This is a genomic window from Aeromonas sp. R7-2, from assembly GCF_040908105.1.
Classification (GTDB): Bacteria; Pseudomonadota; Gammaproteobacteria; order Enterobacterales; family Aeromonadaceae; genus Aeromonas; species Aeromonas caviae.
In genome coordinates, this window is sequence record NZ_JBFODC010000032.1 from 22,036 (window position 1) to 41,894 (window position 19,859).

The window sequence follows — 19,859 nt, forward strand, 5'->3', positions numbered from 1 at the left end:
GAGGAAGAGAACATGAAGATTCTGGTTGTATGCGGACACGGCCTGGGCACCAGCCTGATGATGGAGATGAGCATCAAGAGCATTCTCAAGGAGCTGGCCGTGACGGCCGAGGTGGATCACCGGGATCTCGCCTCCGCCGGCAGCGAGCGCGCCGAGATCTTTGTCGCCACCCGCGACATCGCCGAACAGCTGGTCAGCATGGGCGTCAACGGCCGGCTGGTCTCGCTGGACAACATGGTCGACAAGGCCGCCATGAAAGAAAAACTCGCCATCACCCTGCGCGAGCTGGGCGCACTCTAACCCCTTTCAACTGTCTGGGCGGCCGGTGAGCCGCCGCTTCCATCTGCTTGGAGCTGACCATGGAATTTTTCAATTTTCTGATGTTTGACGTGCTGTCGGAGCCGGCCGTGCTGGTTGGCCTCATCGCCCTCATCGGCCTGATCGCCCAGAAGAAACCGGTGACCGAGTGCATCAAGGGCACGGTCAAGACCATCATGGGCTTCGTCATCCTGGGAGCCGGCGCCACCCTGGTGGTGAACTCGCTGGGCGACTTCGCCACCATCTTCCAGCACGCCTTCGGCATCAAGGGGGTCGTCCCCAACAACGAGGCCATCGTCTCCATCGCCCAGCAGTCATTCGGCAAGGAGATGGCGATGATCATGTTCTTCGCCATGCTGGTGAACATCCTGATCGCCCGCCTCACCCCGTGGAAATTCATCTTCCTGACCGGCCACCACACTCTCTTTATGTCGATGATGGTGGCGGCCATCCTCTCCGCTGGCGGCATGAGCGGCATACCGCTGATCGCGGTGGGCAGCCTGGTGGTCGGTGTGACCATGGTGCTGTTCCCGGCCCTCGCTCACCCCTACATGAAGCAGATCACCGGCTCCGATGACGTGGCGCTCGGCCACTTCTCCACCTGCTCCTACGTACTGGCCGGCTGGATCGGCGCCAAGTTCGGCAACAAGGCCCACAGCAGCGAAGAGGTGCAGGTGCCCAAGAGCCTGCTGTTCCTGCGCGATACCCCGGTGGCCATCTCCTTCACCATGGGCATCATCTTCCTTATCACCTCCCTGTTTGCCGGTGCGGATTACGTATCGGAAGTCGCCAAGGGCAAGCACTGGTTCATGTTCTCCCTGATGCAGTCCATCACCTTCGCCGCCGGTGTCTACGTGATCCTGCAGGGGGTGCGGATGGTCATCGCCGAAATCGTGCCGGCCTTCAAGGGGATCTCCGACAAGCTGGTGCCCAACGCCAAGCCGGCGCTCGACTGCCCCATCGTCTTCCCCTATGCCCCCAATGCGGTGCTGATCGGCTTCCTGTCGAGCTTCGCCGCCGGTCTGGTGGGCATGGTGCTGCTCTACCTGCTGGGGCTCACCGTCATCATTCCAGGCGTCGTGCCGCACTTCTTCGTCGGCGCGGCGGCCGGGGTGTTCGGCAATGCCACCGGCGGCCGTCGCGGCGCTCTACTCGGTGCCTTCGCCAACGGCCTGCTGATCACCTTCCTGCCGGTGTTCCTGCTGCCGGTACTGGGGGATCTCGGCTTTGCCAACACCACCTTCAGCGATGCCGACTTCGGTGTGGTGGGGATCCTGCTCGGCCTCATCGTACGCTGATCACTCTTGCCCATCGGGGGCATGGCCAGCGGTGCCATGCCCCCGCTCATCTTCCCGCACTGCCAGCCGGGCCCCACCAGCCCGAACAACGTCGAAAATATGTGCAAACACAGTGCGTTGGATCGGATTTTCACCCCATAGCGGCAGCATCTGACAGGGGAGTGCGATATGCTGATGCGCTGACGTTCAACCCGACCTCGCTCGAGGCCCTTTCCATGAAATACCTGGTAGTACAAACCAAACAGATAGGAGATGTGCTGATCTCCACCGCACTGTGCAACAACCTCAAGCAGCACGACCCTGCCGGGGAAGTTCACTATCTGGTCATGGATTACTGCGCGGGCATGGCAGAGGGAAACCCCAACATCGATCGATTGATCGTCATCGAGAAGGCGCGCCGCAACGAGTGGCGCTACATGAAGGATTTGCTGCTGGGCATTCGCCGCGAGCGCTACGATGTGGTGATCAACAGCCAGGGCCAGATGATAGGTCTGCTCACCTGCCTCATCTCCGGCGCCCGCCTGCGGATCGGCTTCGACTCCTTCCCATGGCGCCTGGGCCACAACCGCATCGTGCGCTTTCGCCATGACACCGAGCATCAGGGCAACAGCACCCTGGTGGACGACCGGTTTTCACTGCTCAAGCCCCTCGGCCTCGCCAGGGAGGATCGCAACTACTATCTCTGGCTCAGCGACGGGGAGAGACAACTGGGGCGCGAGACCCTGCTGGCCGCTGGCGTCGACCCGACCCGGCCACTCATCGCCATGGGAGTCAACTCACTCGGGCATTACAAGCGCTGGCCCATCGACTGCTTCGCCAAGGTCGCCCAGTGGCTCATCGAGGAGCACAATGCCCAGATCCTGGTCTATTGCGGACCGGGGGAAGAGGAGTACAACCGGGGGCTGAAGCCGCTGCTGCCAGAGGCGTTGCAGGCCAGCGTGTTTGACCATGTTCAGACCCGCTCGGTACGGGAGCTGGTGGGGCTCTTCGCCCATTGCCAGCTCTTCGTCGGCAATGACACCGGACCGCGGCACATGGCGCAGGCGCTGGATATCCCTCTGCTCACCATCGTCTCTCCCCTCGGACACTCCGCCATTGCCAATCCCGTCTCTCATCCCCGTTACCGCTTCGTCGACACGGGTCGTCAGGATCCGCAGCAGGAAGTGCGCGAGGTACAGATGCAGCTGGATCAGCTCTGGAGTCAAGTCACACCCGTCACCGGCAAGCAGGCAGATGGAGACATGGCTCCCCTGCCCACTGTCTAGCACGGTGATGCCATATCGCCGTCATTTGCGCAGGCGGAAGAACTCCTTCTGCCATTCATAGAGATACCCTGACCAGCCTTTGGCCTTGGCACGCAGGAACACAAGACCGGATGAGCGTTTCCAGCTGTGCTGGAACCAGTGGGTCATGTAGCGCTCTGCCGCCGGCTCGAAATGAATCGCCTCCCCCTGGTAGTTGTAGAAATAGTGCTCGGGGGCGATCAGGGCGGTATCCCCTGATGATGCCAGCTTCTCCGAGACCAGGTGTGTCATTATCTCCGGCCCCATGTACATGGGAGAGGACATGATCTCCTGTTCATAGAAGCGCACCAGTTCGGACAGCATGGCCGAATCTTGTCTGGCGTAGATGACCGCGGTGCCGATCAGCCGATCGGATTCGTAGCCAACGCCAAAGGCCACGGACTCGAAGAGCGGGAAGGGATCCTGGTTGATGGTAACATCGGTATCCAGATACAGACCCCCTTCCTGAGCGAGGATCTTGAGCCGCAGGTAATCGGTCACGAAGGCCAGCAGGCCTCGCCGGTAGCACTCCCGGGCAAAGGTGCACTCCTGTATCCAGCGTTTGACCTGCGGATCCGTGTCCAGCCAGAGCTTGTAGTCGTAACCCTGCTTGCGCCAGTCATCGATACACACGTGCGCCAGAGGAGGCAAGCGGCTGCCGAGCCAGATGGCGTGAATGGTTCTGTTGGTCGCACTCATGCCTTGCCCCCCGCCTGTTTCATGTTCCACAGGGCCATCCTGACGAAGCGGTAGAAGCGATAGAGTTCACGGGTCAACTTGAATCCCAGCGGAACTTTCTTCAGCACGACCTGATTCTGGATGTCGCTGCCCATGTCCCGCGGACTGTAGATGGCATAGGGAATCAGGCCGGTACAGATGAGCCCGGTGCGATAGGACTCACCGATGAAGTTGTCGACCGAACAGAGCCACCGCTGGCTGTGGGCCAGCAACCGGCGGGCCCCTTGGGGAGAGATGCTGTATCCCGTGGTCCAGCACGAGTTGTTGTGCCAGAACATGAGCTGCATGTTGTCCACTGTAGTCAGGGCCGTGGCGGTACCGATCTGGGGTTCCACCTTCACGTACTCGTACTGTTCATGGATCTTCGGCAGGGTACCCACCACCTCTTCAAAATACTGGGTGGGCAGGAAATCGTCTTCCAGGATGAGGATGGGCTCGTCGAGTTCGACACACTTCTCCCACAGCAGATAGTGGCTGGCATAGCACCCCTTTTCCCCGGGCGTCAGCGGTCTGCTGCGAAACCGGATCCTGTGCTGATCATCCGGCAGGGCCTGCAGCCGCTCGGGCAGCCCCTCAAAACCGTTCACTGCGCTGAAAAATTCGAAGGGGATGCCTCTGGCAGAGAGCACAGACTCGACACGACTGCGCCGCTCGACGGCCCTGTCCAGACTAATGACGTAAATTTTCATGACCTTCCTTTCCAAGCCTGTTCAGTTCCCAATGCAATGCGGTCGAGTAGATGGCGCCCATGAAGACGCTGAATACCCACTGCCCGGAACGCATGTAGAAGAATGATTCGAAGTTGTTGATGATGAGCCAATAGAGGATGAAGGAGATGGCCAGCATCTTGATGAAACGGGACGAAACCGGACAGCACAGCACCTGGCGGAGCACCGAGAAAAGTGTGCCATACAACACCAGGAAACCGGCTACCCCCCAGCACACCAGTGTTTCCATGTTGGAGTTGTGCAGGTGACGAAACTCCCGGGTAATGTAGTCAGGCAGCGTCTTGGAGAGGGTGATCACCAACGACTGGCTGCCATAGCCTGTCCCGAAGAAGGGGTGAGCCAGGAACCACTGGATGGCTTCCAGCCAGGTCTTCAATCGCACCCCGATGCTGAAGTCCCGTACCTCGTTCCAGTTACCCGTCAGGATGGCATGCACATCCCCCTGATGCACGAAGCCGGCCAGCAACCGCTCCCGGATGAACGAAACCTGATACAGCGCCAGCATGGTCATCAGCAAGATGGCGTAGGTCAACACCACCTTGCGCCTTGGCCAATGCTCTCCTCCCCCCAGCAAGGGGAGGATGGCCAGCGAAGCCGAGATCGCCAGCCAGGACTGACGGGACTGCAGAATGACGGAGAAGACCCCGAACAACAGGATACCAAGCAGAATCCCGGCATTGCCCAGCGCCCGCTTCCTGAATTTCGATGTAAGCAACAAGAGCACAAAAAACAGGAAGCAGGCACCCGCGATCAGGGAGCCGTGCTGGGCATTGCGGTAATTGAAATCAACCCTGGCCCCATCAAGACCTGTCTCGACGATGGAGAAGAAGGAGGAGTGATAGGCAAAGGTGAAAATGACACCGAGGCAGAAGGTCAGTAGGGTGATGACGATGCGGCGCGGGTCCCCCTTCAGCCAGTAGGCGAGACCAAGGAAGAAGAAGAGGTATGCCATCGACTTCACAGAAGGGTATTTGAGGGCATAGTCGGGCACGAACTGTCTGGATGCGACCCAGCTCAGGCTCTGTACCACCAGGGCCAGACAGAGCAGTTGAAAGATCCTGTTCCTTGTAAAGAAGGCCCTCTCCACATAGAAGGCCATCAGGGTGGCCAACACTATGATGGTCTGGCAGACGTCGGCGATCAGCTGAATCGAATCCTTGAACAGGGTGTAACCCAGAATATTCAGGAAGATGAAGTTGCCGAACGCCTGGCCGTGAAAGATGCGGAGAAAATAGTCACTCGTCGATGAGTCATGATCTGTCATACGGAGCAAGGTGTATTCCCTGTCAGGTTTTTCGGAAGACATAGTTGCCACGGATCTTGCGCCACAGACCGAACATGTCTGTGCGGGGGAAGATGGCGATCCGGCGGATCTGGAACGGATCCCGGTGCATGGCTCTGGGGCCGCTGTTGGTGGCCACAGCATAGCGATAACCGGCGGCAACGGCCTGGGATTTTGCACTGTCGTTCAGATCCCCGTAAGGATAGGCAAACGAGATCAGGGGATGGCCGAGCAACTGCTCCAGCCAGGCCTTGTTGGCCTGGATCTGGTGGGCCTGCTCCTCTGGGGGGAGCGTGCTCAGGCGGGGGTGAGTCAGGGTATGGCCCCCGATCTCCACATGACCGGAGGCCACCAGCGCCTTGATCTCCTCCGGGGTCATCAGGGTCACCGGGGTATCGGGGTGGGTCGGGTGCTCCACATCCCAGCGATTGTGATCCTCACCGGTCACCACATAGACCACCGCCTTGTAGCCATACTTTTCCAGCAGCGGCAGCATGCGGGTGAGGTTGTCCCGATAGCCGTCGTCCACGGTGATCATCAGGTACTTCTTTCCGTATTGCAGCCGGTGGATGAACCCGTTCTCCGCCAGGTCGGCAAATGTCAGCGTCTCGTAGCCCAGCCACTTCATCAGCTTGAGGTGCTTCTCGAACATGGCGACCGGGAGCCAGGTGCCATGCACTCCCTTTTCGCTCTCGTGCTCGATGAAGCGGTGATACATGATGACCGGCATCTCCCGGCGCAGAGTCTCGACCACGGCATCCTGATAGACGGATTCCAGCCCGGTCACGACGCCTTGCAAGTCATACTCTTGCAGGATCCGCTGGCGCACTGGGTCTGGCACCACCTTGGAGGCCAGCGCCGAAGGGATCTGCGCCTTCAGCCCGGCAAAGTCGATGGCCAGATCCCTGGGGCCGATGTCGCCGAAGTTGCTGGCAAGCGCCTCGTCCAGATTCTGCTCCGTCACCAGACCGATGGCCCTGGCTTCGCCGATGGCAAACGCCGGACGACCGCACAGCAGCGCCTCCATCGCCACCCGACCGGCACCGATCACCAGATCGCAGCCCGCCATCAGGGCGGGCACATCGTCCACATAACCGACGAAGTCGACCTTGTCCTGAAAACGGGCAAAACGCGCCGGCACCTGGGTGCCGCTGACGATGCGCACCCGGCAGGCTTCCAGATCCAGCACCTCGTCCAGCAACCGGTAGCAGAGCTCCCCCTTGGGACCGCTCAGCCGACCAATGATGGCGATCACCGGCTTGTCGTTGTCCGGTATCGGCACGGGCTGGAACTTGTCGGTCTCGATGCCGTTGCGCAGCACCTGCACCATGGCCGGGTCCACCCCCAGGTTGTCGATGATCTGGCTGGCGATATCCTCGCACACTGCCACCGCCCGATAGCCCAGCGCATGGAATGCCTTGCGGGAGGCGTGTACCGGCTGGCGCCCGTGCACCGTGGTGATCATAGGGGTGCCGGTCAGCTTGCAGGCGACGTAGCTGCTCCAGCCCGAGGCGCGCGAATGGGCGTGTACAAGCTGGATCCTGTGCTTGCGGATCAGATAGATGAGATAGAAGACGTGCCAGAAGCGGCGCAGGATGCTGCGCTTGTTGAAGCGCAACCGAAAGACCGGTCCCAGAGTCGGTTTGGTCAGGGTGTCAGAGACGTAGAAAACCTGGTGGCCACGGCGGGTCAGCTCGTTGCCGACCGTGGTGGCATAGACCTCCGCGCCCGTCACTTCGAGCTGGGAGAGAGCCATCAATATGTTCATGCAAGCGCATCCGATCGACGGGTGGCCAGAGCCACCCGCCAGAGGGGGATCAAGCCCGGTTCAACCAGGCCATGTAATCGGCCACGCCTTCGGCCACAGTCTTGAACTCGCCGTCATAGCCGACGCCGCGCAACTTGGTGAGATCCGCCTGGGTGAAGCTCTGGTAGCGACCCTTGAGGTGATCCGGGAAGGGAATGTATTCGATGGCGCCTTTCTGGTGATGCCTGATCACGGCTTCCGCCACGTTCTGGAACGGCTCAGCCCGGCCGGTGCCGCAGTTGAAGATGCCGGAGTGCTGCGGATTCTGCCAGAACCAGAGGTTCACCTTGCAGACGTCGTCCACGTAGATGAAGTCGCGCATCTGGCCGCCATCCGGGAAGCCGTCACAGCCCTCGAACAGCTTGGGATTGTCACCCTGCTTCACCTGGGTATTGAGGTGGAAGGCCACGGACGCCATGGAGCCCTTGTGCTGCTCGCGGGGACCATAGACGTTGAAGTACTTGAGACCCACCACCTGGGAGTTGATCTCCGGCATCCAGCGACGCACGTACTGATCGAACAGCTGCTTGGAGTAGCCGTAGACGTTGAGGGGCTGCTCGAACCGGGGATCTTCGATGAAGTTGTCGTTGCGCCCGCCATAGGTCGCGGCGGAAGAGGCGTAGATGAAGGGGATTTCCCGCTCGATGCAGTAGTGGAACAGATCCTTGGAGTACTCGTAGTTGACCTCCATGATGAACTTGCCGTTCCACTCGGTGGTCGCGGAGCAGGCGCCTTCGTGGAAGATCACCTCGATGCCGTCATCCCACTCCTCGAACTCGTCACCGGAGACGATCCGCGCCTGGAACTCGTCCTTGTCCATGTAATCGGCGATGGTGAGGTCGACCAGGTTGACGAACTTGGTGCCGTCGGTCAGGTCATCGATGACCACGATATCGGTCCGTCCTTGAGCGTTCAGCTGCTTGACCAGATTGCTGCCGATAAAGCCAGCACCGCCAGTTACTACGATCATGGAGTTTGCCTCGCGTACGTTGTGGCCCCGTGTGACTGCCTGTTAAAGCTGTGTATAGTGGGCCAATTTGAAATTGCCGAAAAGTTTATCACGGGCCGCAAGGGGATTCGACCTCGATGACTTTTCCCCTTCGGGCCCGGCAGAGGGACCAGCGATGAAGACCAGAGACAGGATCATCCACAGCGCCACCGAGCTGTTCAACGATCAGGGCGAGCGCAACATCACCACCAACCACATTGCCGCACACCTTGGCATCAGCCCGGGCAACCTTTACTACCACTTCAGAAACAAAGAAGACATCATCCACTCCATCTTCGATCAGTACGCCCGCCACCTGAGCGACAGCTTCACTCCGATCCGCAGCAGCGAGATCCGGCTGGAGGATCTGATGGGCTACCTGGATGCCATCTTCTATTTGATGTGGCAGTTCCGCTTCTTCTACGCGAACCTGCCGGACATCCTGAGTCGCGACGAGCTGCTGCAGCAGAAATACCTCAAGGCACAGGAGCAGCTCCGTGCCACCGTGGAGACGCTGCTCAGAAGCCTGCGCGAAGGCGGCATCATCGCCGTCAGCGATGAAGACCTGCCGGATCTCGGCCAGACCATCAAGATGGTCGTCACCTGCTGGATCCCGTTCCAGATCGCCCAGGCCCCGGCCACCCGCATCACCAAACCCCTGCTCTACCAGGGGGTCTTGCGGGTGCTGTTTTTGCTGCGCCCCTACGTGCAGCCACAGGTGGCCCCCCAGATACATCAACTGGAGCAACATTATCACCAACTGGCCCAACCAGCCGGGTGAGATCTGTTTCACAATTGTTGATTATCAGCATAAAAATTTGAATTTATACGCAGGGATTACAGTAAAATGTTGCCCATTCTAGGGTCTGTCGGCGTTTCGTCGCGACCGTGACGACGCCGAACCGTGCGGGTTGCACGGCCCGGGATCCTGATAACACAGTCGATACAGCAATGAGGACCGAGGATGTCTAACGGATTCTATCGTCACCTGACCGAACAGCTCGAACAGGTCAAGGCGGAAGGGCTATACAAGCAGGAGCGCATCATCACCTCGGCCCAGCAGGCCCAGATTGCGGTGGGCGGCGAGCAGGTACTGAACTTCTGTGCCAACAACTACCTGGGGTTGGCCAACCACCCCGACCTGATTGCCGCCGCCCATCAGGGGCTCGAGAGCCACGGCTTCGGCATGGCCTCCGTGCGCTTCATCTGCGGTACCCAGGACCAGCACAAGGCGCTGGAGCAGAAGCTGTCCGCCTTCCTCGGCACCGAAGACAGCATCCTCTACTCCTCCTGCTTCGACGCCAACGGCGGTCTGTTCGAGACTCTGTTCGGTGCCGAAGACGCCATCATCTCCGACGCCCTCAACCATGCCTCCATCATCGATGGGGTGCGGTTGTGCAAGGCCAGGCGCTATCGCTACGCCAACAACGACATGGCCGAACTGGAAGCCCAGCTCAAGCAGGCCGATGCCGACGGCGCCCGCTTCAAGCTGATCGCCACCGACGGTGTCTTCTCCATGGATGGCGTCATCGCCGACCTCAAATCCATCTGCGATCTGGCCGACAAGTACGATGCGCTGGTGATGGTGGATGACTCCCACGCCGTCGGCTTCATCGGTGAGAACGGCCGCGGCACCCACGAATACTGCGAGGTGATGGAACGGGTCGACATCATCACCGGTACCCTGGGCAAGGCGCTGGGTGGCGCGTCCGGTGGCTACACATCCGGCAAGAAAGAGGTGATCGACTGGTTGCGTCAGCGCTCCCGTCCCTACCTCTTCTCCAACTCCCTGGCACCCTCCATCGTCTCGGCCACCATCAAGGTGATCGACATGCTGGCCGAGGGTCACGACCTGCGTGCCCGCCTCAAGGAGAACAGTGCCTACTTCCGCGAGCGCATGAGCGCCGCCGGCTTTACCCTGGCCGGTGCCGATCACGCCATCATTCCGGTCATGCTGGGGGATGCCAAACTGGCCGCCGAGATGGCGAGCCGCATGCTGGACGCCGGTATCTACGTGGTGGGCTTCTCCTTCCCCGTGGTACCCAAGGGTCAGGCGCGCATCCGGACCCAGATGTCCGCCGCCCATACCCGGGAGCAACTGGACAAGGCGATCGATGCCTTCATTCGCATCGGTCGCGAGCTCGGTGTGATTTGATCACATGGCTGGCTGATTAAAACGGGGGCCAAGGTTGGGCCCCATTTTATTACCCTCTGTACCCGGCATGGCGCCGTGAGGAATCTGTCATGAAAGCACTCTCCAAACTCAAATCCGAAGTCGGCATCTGGATGACTGATGTCCCGGCTCCCGAGCTCGGCCACAACGATCTGCTCATCAAGATCCGCAAGACCGCCATCTGCGGCACCGACATGCACATCTACAACTGGGACGAGTGGGCCCAGAAGACCATTCCCGTCCCCATGGTGGTGGGGCACGAGTATGTGGGAGAGGTGGTCGCCGTCGGCCAGGAAGTGCGCGGCTTCGCCATCGGCGATCGCGTCTCCGGCGAAGGCCACATCACCTGCGGCCACTGCCGCAACTGCCGTGCCGGTCGCACCCACCTGTGCCGCAACACCATTGGTGTGGGTGTGAACCGCCCGGGTTCCTTCGCCGAATACCTGGTGATCCCGGCCTTCAACGCCTTCAAGCTGCCGGACAACATCCCCGATGAGCTGGCCGCCATCTTCGATCCGTTCGGCAACGCCGTGCACACCGCCCTCTCCTTCGATCTGGTGGGTGAAGACGTGCTCATCACCGGCGCAGGCCCCATCGGCATCATGGCCGCTGCCGTCTGCCGTCACGTTGGCGCCCGTCACGTGGTGATCACCGACGTCAACGAATACCGGCTGGAACTGGCCCGCAAGATGGGCGCCACCCGTGCCGTCAACGTAGCCAAGGAGAAGCTCTCCGATGTCATGGAAGATCTCGGCATGACCGAAGGGTTCGATGTGGGGCTGGAGATGTCCGGGGTGCCCAGCGCCTTCCAGGACATGATCGACAAGATGAACCACGGCGGCAAAATCGCCATGCTCGGCATTCCTCCCTCCACCATGGCCATCGACTGGGGCAAGGTGATCTTCAAGGGACTCTTCATCAAGGGGATCTACGGCCGCGAAATGTTCGAAACCTGGTACAAGATGGCAAGCCTCATCCAGTCTGGCCTGGATCTCAGCCCCATCATCACCCACCATTTCCATATCGATGACTTCCAGCAGGGCTTCGAAGCCATGGGCTCCGGCAAGTCCGGCAAGGTGATCCTGAACTGGGATTGAGGACACGCGAGGGGCGCCTGGGCAATCAGCGCGCCCTATTTTGTTCAGCCTCACGAAACCCGGCGCATGCCGGGTTTTTTTATGTGGGATCACCCCTTCCCGCTCTACCACTTTGTTTGCAGATTGCTTAACACTTCACACACAAGCGTTTAAATGGCTGTAACTATTCGGTTATAATCCCGTCGTTTTCTGGGGATAATAAGAGCCTGCTGGGAGTACATGAGCGTGTTGAAAAAACTGAGCTATTTGCTGGCTGCCGGGATGGCGGCCGCCACTCTGTCCGGCGCCGTCCTTGCCGCCGATGACATGTCGACAGAGGCCATCGCCGAGCGTATTGCCCCGGTTGGCCAGGTTTATACCGCCAAGGATCTGGAAGGCATTGCGACCGCGGCGGCCGCGCCTGCGGCAGCCTCCTCCGGCCCCCGTGACGGCGAGACCGTGTTCAAGGGTGCCTGCTTCGCCTGCCACGATACCGGTGCCGCCGGCGCCCCCAAGCGAGGTGACAAGGCCGCCTGGGAGCCACGCATCGCCCAGGGCTTCGACACCTTGCGCAAACACGCCATCGAAGGCTTCACCGGCAAGGCTGGCATGATGCCACCGCGAGGGACCTGCGCCACCTGCAGTGACGAAGAGATCGAGAACGCCATTCATTACATGATCGACAAGCTCTAAGTAATTGAAAGGGCTCCTCTTGCAGCCCTTTCAATCCCATCACTTCCGACTACGCTTGAAGGTAAGTTTTTTCGGGAGTGTTGCATGTCAGTTCAGCCCACCACACCGCCAGACTCGCACTCCTTGCTGGCGGTCGTCTCCTCCATCATGGATTTTCCCGCCCCCGGCATTGCCTCCCCCGAGGATTACTCCCGACTGGTCGGTCTGCTGGACACACTCTGCCCTCTGCAACATTTCGCCATGCTGGGGCTGGCCGACGGGGGGCTGAACTGGCGCTACACCTATCAGCTTCCCGACGTGTTCAAGCAACAATTGGGACGGGAAGAACCTCGCCTCACCGAACAGCTCACCCGGCTCGATGAAGGTCAGGGCTGGTGCGTGCAGCCTGTGGAGCATATCGACGTGCAGTGGTTGCTGGCACGCAGCACCCCGGAGCAGGCACCCACCCTGAGGCTGCTGCTGGAGTGCCTGGCCAAACGCCTGCACGAAACCCAGACCGGTACCCAGCTGGCGGGGCAGGCCTCCCCTCTCATGCAGCGGGATCCCCAGTGGCAGGAGAAAATCGAGAAGATCGGCCGAGTGATGCGCCTGGCTCACAACCTGCCTCAGCATGCCCTGTTTGCCCAGTTGGAAGCTGTGTTGCGCCAGATGCTCTCGGTCAGCGACATGTTGCTGATCCGGCTGGAAAACCAGCGACTGGAGCGACTCTATCCACCACACCTGACATACGACGATGACATCATTCGGGCCATGTGCCACAGCACCAACAGCGTAGAGCGCCATGAAGAGGGGCTTTACTGGTACAGCATGCCCCTGCGCCAGCAGCAGCAATACTTTGCCCACCTCATCCTCAACATGACCCGGCCTCTGGAAACCGATGACAGGCTGTTCCTCGATTTCCTGCGCCATCAGCTGACCCTGTTGCTGGAGCTCAAAAGGGTGCGACAGCAACTCGATGAGCTCAACTCGGAGGAGTCCATCAACCAGCGACTCCAACAGCTGCGCCAAACCAACTTGAGGTTGCAGAAACGGCTCAAGCATCATCAGGAGCTGGAGCGGCGGCTCCAGTTCAATGCCTTGCACGACCCGCTGACCCAGTTGCCAAACCGGGCGCTGCTGATGAATCACCTGCATCATGCCATGACCCGCTACCGCCGTTACCAGACAGCCGGCTTCACCCTGATTTTCGTCGATGTGGATCACTTCAAGCAGGTCAATGACGCCCTGGGCCACAGTGCTGGCGATCAGTTGCTGCAGGAGCTGGGCAGCAGGCTGCAAGGCTGCATCCGGCAAAATGACATGGTGGCGAGGCTCGGAGGGGACGAATTCGTCATCTATCTGGACAACAGCCAGCGGGAAGAGGACATCAGCCCCGTGCTCAATCGCCTGATTGGCCGTATCGGCCATCCGTTCCGGCTCCAGGGCAACGAACTGACCATCACCGTCAGTCTGGGGGTCGCCAGCGTGACGGAGCAAACGGCCGATGTCAGTGAACTGCTGCACCAGGCAGACCTCGCCATGTACCAGGCCAAGCGTAACGGCCGCAGCCGCATCGTCATGTATTCGGAGGCCTGTACCGAACAGGCGGGGTCACCGGAAGAGCGGCTCTTCAGAGCCTTGCGGGAAGGGCGGATTGTGCCCTACTTCCAGCCGGTGATCAGGCTGTGTGACAGCCGCCTGGTCGGACTGGAGGTGATGGCGCGCTGGATAACGGAGGAAGGGGAGCTCAAGGATGCATTCGACTTCATTCCTCTGGCGGAACAGTGCGGCCTCATTCAGGATCTGGACCGCCAGATCCTCAAGCGCACCTGCCAGCAACTGAAGCTTTGGCAACCCGCCTCCGGGGTCGGTCGTTTCAGGATAGCCATCAACCTCTCCGGCAAGCACCTGGCCAGCCACGAGCAGATCATGCAACTGCTCACCATCATGGAGGAGGAGGGTGTCATCCCCGCATGTTTCATCTTTGAGTTCAACGAACGCGAGCTCTCCCGGCAGAGTGCCGACTCCCTCACTGCCCTGCATGAACTGAGGGCGAAAGGGATCCAGGTCAGCCTGGATGACTTCGGCACCGGCTTCTCTTCCCTCAACGCCCTGTTTCACTTCCCGGTGGATTACATCAAGGTGGACGATAGCTTCACCCATCGCATGTTGAACTCACCCAAGGATCTGGCGCTTATCCGCGCCATGCGGGACATCTGCCAGGACCTCGACTTCACCCTGGTGGTCGAGGGGATCGAAAATCAGCAGCAGTTGCAAAAGCTCATCGAGCTTGGCTGCGCCCTCGGGCAGGGGCGCCACATCTCGCCCCCGCTGCCGGGAGCCGATATTCCCCCCCTGCTGGGTCAGGCTTCTCGAGAGACCAAGCCTTCCGACCTCAATCCTTCTTGAACAGGGCCCGCAGGTTGGCGACACCAACCTGCCCCTTCTGCTGGCGCTCCTCGGCCGTCACCTTCTTCTGGTTTTCCCACTCCAGGTCATCCTGGGGCAGCTCCAGCAGGAAGCGGCTCGGCTCCGGCCGCACCGACTCGCCAAACTGGCGGCGCTCCTTGCAGAGAGTAAAGGTCAGCTCGGTCTGGGCCCGGGTGATCCCCACATAAGCGAGGCGCCGCTCCTCCTCCACGTTGTCCTCGTCGATGCTGGTCTGGTGCGGCAGCAGCCCCTCCTCCATACCCACCATGTAGACATAGGGAAACTCCAGCCCCTTGGAGGCGTGCAATGTCATCAGCTGCACCTGATCCGCCTCATCCTCCCCTTCGTTACGCTCCATCATGTCCCGCAGGGTGAGGCGAGTCACCACCTGAGCCAGCGTCATCGACTCCTCCAGCTCATCCCCTTCCAGCATCTCGCTGATCCAGCGATAAAGGGTGGAGACGTTTTGCATCCGCATCTCCGCCGCCTTCGGACTGGGGGAGGTCTCATAGAGCCACTCCTCGTAGTGGATCTCCTTGATCATGTCCCGTACCGCCTCCACCGGATTGCCGCGCAGCGCCTGATCGCCAAGCCTCACCAGCCAGTTGGTGAAGGCCTGCAGGGCGGATAGACCGCGTCCGGAGAGGTGTTGCTCCAGCCCCAGCTCGAAACTGGCGGCAAACAGGCTCTTGCCACGCTGGTTGGCGTACTGGCCCAGTTTTTCGAGGGTGGTGGGGCCTATCTCGCGGCGCGGCAGGTTGACCACCCGCAGGAAGGCGGTGTCCTCGTCCGGGTTCACCAGCAGCTTGAGGTAGGCCATGATGTCCTTGATCTCGGTGCGGGAGAAAAACGATGTGCCACCCGAGATACGGTAGGGAATGCGGTTGGTCATCAGCGCCTTCTCGAAAATGCGCGACTGATGGTTGCCCCGATAGAGGATCGCGTAATCCTTGAACCGGGTGCGGTTCATGAACTTGTGGCCCATCAGCTCGGCGGCGATACGCTCCGCCTCGTGCTCCTCGCTCTTGGCAAACAGCACCTTGAGCTTCACCCCCTCGTCCAGCTCGGAGAAGAGCGCCTTGTCGTAGACGTGGGGGTTGTTGGCAATCAGGATGTTGGCGCACTTGAGGATACGCCGCTTGGAGCGGTAGTTCTGCTCCAGCTTGATGAGCCGCAGATTGGGGAAATCTTCGTTCAGCAGCACCAGGTTCTGCGGCTTGGCCCCGCGCCAGGAGTAGATGGACTGGTCGTCGTCCCCCACCACGGTGAAGCGGGCCCGCTCGCCGACGATCTGCTTCACCAGCTCGTACTGGCTGGTGTTGGTGTCCTGGTATTCGTCGACCAGCAGATAGCGGATCTTGTTCTGCCAGCGCTCGCGCACCTCCTGATTGCTCTTGAGCAGCAGGGTCGGCATCACGATGAGGTCGTCGAAATCCAGCGCGTTGTAGGCCACCATCTGGCGGTGGTAACGCTCGTAGAGCTGGGCCATCAGCACCTCTTCCGGCCCGCGGGCGATGCGCATGGCCCGGGCAGGCAGGATGAGGTCGTTCTTCCAGTTGGAGATCTGGCTGATGAGGGCCGAGAGCTTGTCCTTGTCGTTGTCGAGCTCCGCCTCGGTCAGCTCCTTCAGCAGCGCAAGCTGATCGGTGTCATCAAACAGGGAGAAGTTCGCCTTGAGGTTCAGGCTCTTGTGCTCGCGGCGGATGATCTCAAGCCCCAGAGTGTGGAAGGTGGAGACCATCAGCCCCCGCGCCTCCTTGCGACCCAGGGTCTGACCGACCCGCTCCTTCATCTCCCGAGCCGCCTTGTTGGTAAAGGTGACCGCCGCTATGTTGCGTGCGTTGTAGCCGCACTGCTGTACCAGATAGGCAATCTTGTTGGTGATGACGCGGGTCTTGCCCGATCCGGCACCCGCCAGCACCAGGCAAGGGCCGGAGACATACTTGACCGCTTCATTCTGATTGGGGTTGAGCTTCATGGGCCGGATCTCTTGGCTTATGATGAGGGGCGGCATTGTAGCAGAGATCCCGCAGGCAGCCGAAACCGGGCACGGGATCCCGCCACTTCATCTTGTGTTTGCCCGCCATTTTCCGGATCATGACCGACTTTTCCAGACGAGATGAGGGGAGCATGAATCAGCAACAGCACGCCCGGCTGCGCGGCCAGTTTCCGGCGTTGGCGCAAGAGGTCAACGGCCACCCTCTGGTCTATCTGGACAACGCCGCCACCACCCAGAAACCGCAAGCCGTGCTGGATGCGATCAATCACTACTATCGGGCCGACAATGCCAACGTGCACCGCGCCGCCCATGCCCTGAGCGGCCGGGCCACACGCGCCTTCGAAGATGCCCGCGAGACGGTTGCCCGCTTTATCAATGCCCCTCGCAGCCACGAAGTGATATGGACCCGTGGCACCACGGAGGCGATCAATCTGGTGGCCCAGAGCTGGGGGATGAGCGAGCTGAGGGCGGGGGATGAAATCGTGCTCAGCACCCTGGAGCATCACGCCAATATCGTCCCCTGGCAGCTGGTCGCCCAGCGTACCGGTGCCGTCGTCCGGGTCATCCCCCTCGATGAGCGGGGCGATCTCGACATCGCTGCCTATCTGGCCCTGCTGGGACCACGTACCCGACTGGTGAGCGTGGCTCACGTCTCCAATGCCCTTGGCACCGTCAATCCAGTCAAAGAGATGGTGGCAGCGGCCAAGGCAGTCGGTGCCCTGACCCTCATCGACGGTGCCCAGGCAGTGGCTCACTTAGAGGTAGATGTGCAGGCCATCGGCTGCGACTTCTACGCCTTCTCCGGCCACAAGCTCTATGGCCCGACCGGCATCGGCGTGCTGTGGGGCCGCACTGAGCTATTGGAGCGGATGCCCCCCTGGCAGGCCGGCGGCGAGATGATAGACAAGGTCAGCTTCAGCGGCACTACCTTCAACACCCTGCCCTTCAAGTTTGAAGCTGGTACTCCTCATATTGCCGGCGCCATCGGCCTGGCCGCAGCCATCGGCTTTGTGATGGAGCAGGACAGGGACTCACTGGCCAGCCATGAAGCAGCGCTGACCGACTATCTGATTGCCGGACTGCAACAGGTGCCAGGGCTGCGTCTGGTCGGCGAACCCGGTCAGCGCGCCGGCGCCGTCTCCTTCCTGCTGGAGGATATCCACCCGCAGGACGCCGCCACCCTGCTCGACATGCAGGGCATAGCCCTGCGGGTCGGCCATCACTGCGCCATGCCGCTGATGGAATCGCTCGGTATCGGCGGCACGATGCGTGCCTCGCTGGCCTGCTACAACAATCGGGACGATGTGGACGCCCTGCTGGCCGCCCTGCACAAACTCAGTGACTTCTTCTAAGGCAGACAATCCAATGAACAGCCTCGCAACCTATACCCGGATCGGCCTTGAGCCCGATGCCGATACCATCCGCCAGCAGTTTGCGGCGGCGAACGGCTGGGAGAACCAGTACCGCCTCATCATACAGCTCGGCAAACTGCTGCCTGCACTGCCCGGCGAATGGCAGCAGGAGGCATTTCGCCTCAAGGGGTGTGAGAGCCAGGCTTGGTTGAAAGGGGAGAAAGGTGAGGATGGTAACTGGCACTTTGCTTGCGATTCCGATGCCCGCATCGTGCGCGGTCTGATTGTCATCGTGCTGGCCGCACTCAACCACCAACCCGCAGCGACGATCCACTCCTTCGACATGGAGGACTATTTCACCGAACTGGGGCTGGAGAAACACTTGAGCCCGTCGCGGGGCAACGGGCTCAGAGCTATCGTGTTGGCAATCCGGGGGCTGGCCGTCTAACCAGCCTTGTCCAGTGGTCGATCAGGCTGCGCCAATCGACCCTGTGTCTTCATTCCCGGCCTCTTTCTCGGCACGGGCTCCCCGCTCTGCAATCTTCTTCAATACCCGGGAAGCCGCGACCAAGCCAAAGGTGGCCGTCACCGGCGTCACGGCACCGAAGCCGGAGGCGCAATCCATCTTCATATTGCCGTCGCTGGCCGCCTTGGCCTGGCAGGTGCCGCCATTGCCATCCGGATAACTCAGCTGCTCGGTTGAGAAGACACACTCCACCCCGAATTTGCGCGCCGGATTCTTGCTGAAGTTGTGCAGTCGGCGCAGGTCGGAGCGCACCTTGGCGGCCAGCGGATCCTGAATGGTCTTGGCCAGGTCGGCCACGGTGATCTGGGTCGGGTCCATCTGCCCGCCGGCACCGCCCGCCACGATCACCGGGATCTTGTTGCGCTTGCAGAAGGCAATCAGCGCCACCTTGGCCTTGACCGAGTCGATGGCATCCACCACATAGTCAAACTCCCGCTTGATATGCTCGCCCAGGTTGTCGGCGGTGACGAAGTCATCCACCTCGATCACCTCGCAATCCGGGTTGATGGCACGGATACGCTCGGCCATCACCTCCGTCTTGAGACGGCCGACGGTGCCCTGCATGGCATGGATCTGGCGATTGGTGTTGGTGATGCAGATATCATCCATGTCGATCAGGGTGATCTGGTTGATGCCGGCCCGAGCCAGCGCCTCGGCCGCCCAGGAGCCGACGCCACCGATCCCGACCACGCAGACTTTCGCCTGGCTGAAAGAGCCAAGGGCACGCTGGCCATAAAGACGGGCAATGCCCCCGAATCGCTGTAGATACTCTGCTTTCATACCACCACCTTGCTTGAGGGCGGCCATTATAGCGGCAACCTCTCTCAGGGGCGATGATCGGATGATAGCGGTGTTGATGAGAGGGAAAAGGAGTGCGGTATCGGAAACGAAAAAAAGCCCAGTCGTTAGACTGGGCTTTTTAAGTAGTGGCGGAGCGGACGGGACTCGAACCCGCGACCCCCGGCGTGACAGGCCGGTATTCTAACCGACTGAACTACCGCTCCGCATTCGGTTAGCTTTCGCTAAATCTTTTGCTGCTTGTTTGTGAGGTGTCATCCTCGCAGCCAGCCATGTGATTCTTCACATCACCGTTTAATTGGGTGCCTGGCAGTGTCCTACTCTCGCATGGCGAATGCCACACTACCATCGGCGCTACAGCGTTTCACTTCTGAGTTCGGCATGGGGTCAG

17 protein-coding genes and 1 tRNA gene are annotated in these 19,859 nt (G+C 60.5%); 10 read left to right on the forward strand and 8 right to left on the reverse strand.

Going from position 1 to position 19,859, the window contains the following annotated elements; translation table 11 throughout:
- The first annotated feature begins 12 nt into the window (after window positions 1-12).
- From AB5Y47_RS13035 to AB5Y47_RS13045, 3 genes are all read left to right on the forward strand, one after another.
- Complete coding sequence (locus tag AB5Y47_RS13035; RefSeq protein WP_368220290.1) at window positions 13-300, forward strand: PTS sugar transporter subunit IIB; 288 nt, start codon at window positions 13-15, stop codon at window positions 298-300.
- A 59-nt stretch (window positions 301-359) separates the two neighbouring features.
- Window positions 360-1,616: a PTS ascorbate transporter subunit IIC gene (locus tag AB5Y47_RS13040; RefSeq protein WP_010635518.1), complete on the forward strand. Its 1,257-nt coding sequence runs from the start codon at window positions 360-362 to the stop codon at window positions 1,614-1,616.
- A gap of 215 nt (window positions 1,617-1,831) precedes the next feature.
- On the forward strand, window positions 1,832-2,881 hold the full coding sequence (locus AB5Y47_RS13045) for a glycosyltransferase family 9 protein (RefSeq protein ID WP_368220292.1): 1,050 nt from the start codon (window positions 1,832-1,834) through the stop codon (window positions 2,879-2,881).
- Window positions 2,882-2,902: 21 nt separating this feature from the next.
- Here the strand turns inward: AB5Y47_RS13045 and AB5Y47_RS13050 are convergent, their stop codons facing one another.
- From AB5Y47_RS13050 to rfaD, 5 genes are read right to left on the reverse strand one after another with little or no spacing between them, the layout of a single operon-like run.
- Window positions 2,903-3,598, reverse strand: coding sequence for a glycosyltransferase family 32 protein (locus tag AB5Y47_RS13050; RefSeq protein ID WP_119197083.1), 696 nt, complete (start codon window positions 3,596-3,598; stop codon window positions 2,903-2,905).
- Complete coding sequence (locus AB5Y47_RS13055) at window positions 3,595-4,326, reverse strand: glycosyltransferase family 25 protein (RefSeq protein ID WP_042864640.1); 732 nt, start codon at window positions 4,324-4,326, stop codon at window positions 3,595-3,597. Before AB5Y47_RS13055 ends, AB5Y47_RS13050 begins: the two co-directional genes overlap by 4 nt.
- Window positions 4,307-5,629, reverse strand: a complete 1,323-nt coding sequence (locus AB5Y47_RS13060) for an O-antigen ligase (protein ID WP_233462708.1) — start codon at window positions 5,627-5,629, stop codon at window positions 4,307-4,309. The genes AB5Y47_RS13055 and AB5Y47_RS13060 overlap by 20 nt, the downstream gene beginning before the upstream one ends.
- A 22-nt stretch (window positions 5,630-5,651) precedes the next feature.
- Complete coding sequence (locus tag AB5Y47_RS13065) at window positions 5,652-7,415, reverse strand: polysaccharide deacetylase family protein (RefSeq protein ID WP_277856421.1); 1,764 nt, start codon at window positions 7,413-7,415, stop codon at window positions 5,652-5,654.
- A gap of 49 nt (window positions 7,416-7,464) precedes the next feature.
- Window positions 7,465-8,424: an ADP-glyceromanno-heptose 6-epimerase gene (gene rfaD, locus AB5Y47_RS13070; RefSeq protein WP_039041134.1), complete on the reverse strand. Its 960-nt coding sequence runs from the start codon at window positions 8,422-8,424 to the stop codon at window positions 7,465-7,467.
- Between the two features lie 154 nt (window positions 8,425-8,578).
- On the opposite strand from rfaD, the gene AB5Y47_RS13075 reads away from it, so the two are divergent.
- The 5 genes from AB5Y47_RS13075 to AB5Y47_RS13095 all read left to right on the forward strand — a co-directional run bounded on the left by AB5Y47_RS13075 (window position 8,579) and on the right by AB5Y47_RS13095 (window position 14,772).
- Window positions 8,579-9,223 carry a TetR/AcrR family transcriptional regulator gene (locus tag AB5Y47_RS13075; protein ID WP_010672429.1) on the forward strand — a complete coding sequence of 215 codons (645 nt, stop codon included), beginning with the start codon at window positions 8,579-8,581 and terminating at the stop codon, window positions 9,221-9,223.
- Window positions 9,224-9,406: 183 nt separating this feature from the next.
- The gene (locus AB5Y47_RS13080) at window positions 9,407-10,597 is read left to right on the forward strand and encodes a glycine C-acetyltransferase (RefSeq protein ID WP_049636419.1); all 1,191 of its coding nucleotides are present in this window, start codon (window positions 9,407-9,409) and stop codon (window positions 10,595-10,597) included.
- An 89-nt stretch (window positions 10,598-10,686) separates the two neighbouring features.
- A complete protein-coding gene (gene tdh / locus AB5Y47_RS13085) occupies window positions 10,687-11,712 on the forward strand; it encodes an L-threonine 3-dehydrogenase (RefSeq protein ID WP_010672427.1) in 1,026 nt (341 codons plus the stop codon).
- A gap of 219 nt (window positions 11,713-11,931) precedes the next feature.
- On the forward strand, window positions 11,932-12,384 hold the full coding sequence (locus tag AB5Y47_RS13090; protein WP_039041132.1) for a cytochrome c5 family protein: 453 nt from the start codon (window positions 11,932-11,934) through the stop codon (window positions 12,382-12,384).
- 84 nt (window positions 12,385-12,468) lie between these two features.
- Window positions 12,469-14,772 carry a bifunctional diguanylate cyclase/phosphodiesterase gene (locus AB5Y47_RS13095; RefSeq protein ID WP_201889115.1) on the forward strand — a complete coding sequence of 768 codons (2,304 nt, stop codon included), beginning with the start codon at window positions 12,469-12,471 and terminating at the stop codon, window positions 14,770-14,772.
- Here the strand turns inward: AB5Y47_RS13095 and rep are convergent.
- Window positions 14,759-16,771 (reverse strand): DNA helicase Rep, encoded by a 2,013-nt coding sequence (gene rep / locus AB5Y47_RS13100; protein WP_049636417.1) that lies wholly within the window; start codon window positions 16,769-16,771, stop codon window positions 14,759-14,761. The genes AB5Y47_RS13095 and rep overlap by 14 nt on opposite strands.
- Window positions 16,772-16,923: 152 nt before the next feature.
- On the opposite strand from rep, the gene AB5Y47_RS13105 reads away from it, so the two are divergent.
- Both AB5Y47_RS13105 and AB5Y47_RS13110 read left to right on the forward strand, forming a co-directional pair.
- Window positions 16,924-18,144 carry an aminotransferase class V-fold PLP-dependent enzyme gene (locus AB5Y47_RS13105; RefSeq protein WP_049636416.1) on the forward strand — a complete coding sequence of 407 codons (1,221 nt, stop codon included), beginning with the start codon at window positions 16,924-16,926 and terminating at the stop codon, window positions 18,142-18,144.
- Between the two features lie 13 nt (window positions 18,145-18,157).
- Window positions 18,158-18,592 (forward strand): SufE family protein, encoded by a 435-nt coding sequence (locus tag AB5Y47_RS13110; protein ID WP_049636415.1) that lies wholly within the window; start codon window positions 18,158-18,160, stop codon window positions 18,590-18,592.
- A gap of 21 nt (window positions 18,593-18,613) precedes the next feature.
- On the opposite strand, the gene tcdA is transcribed toward AB5Y47_RS13110, so the two are convergent.
- Together tcdA and AB5Y47_RS13120 are read right to left on the reverse strand one after the other, a co-directional pair.
- Window positions 18,614-19,450, reverse strand: coding sequence for a tRNA cyclic N6-threonylcarbamoyladenosine(37) synthase TcdA (gene tcdA, locus AB5Y47_RS13115; RefSeq protein ID WP_049636414.1), 837 nt, complete (start codon window positions 19,448-19,450; stop codon window positions 18,614-18,616).
- Window positions 19,451-19,597: 147 nt separating this feature from the next.
- Window positions 19,598-19,674: transfer RNA gene (locus AB5Y47_RS13120), tRNA-Asp, on the reverse strand.
- Window positions 19,675-19,859 lie beyond the last annotated feature (185 nt).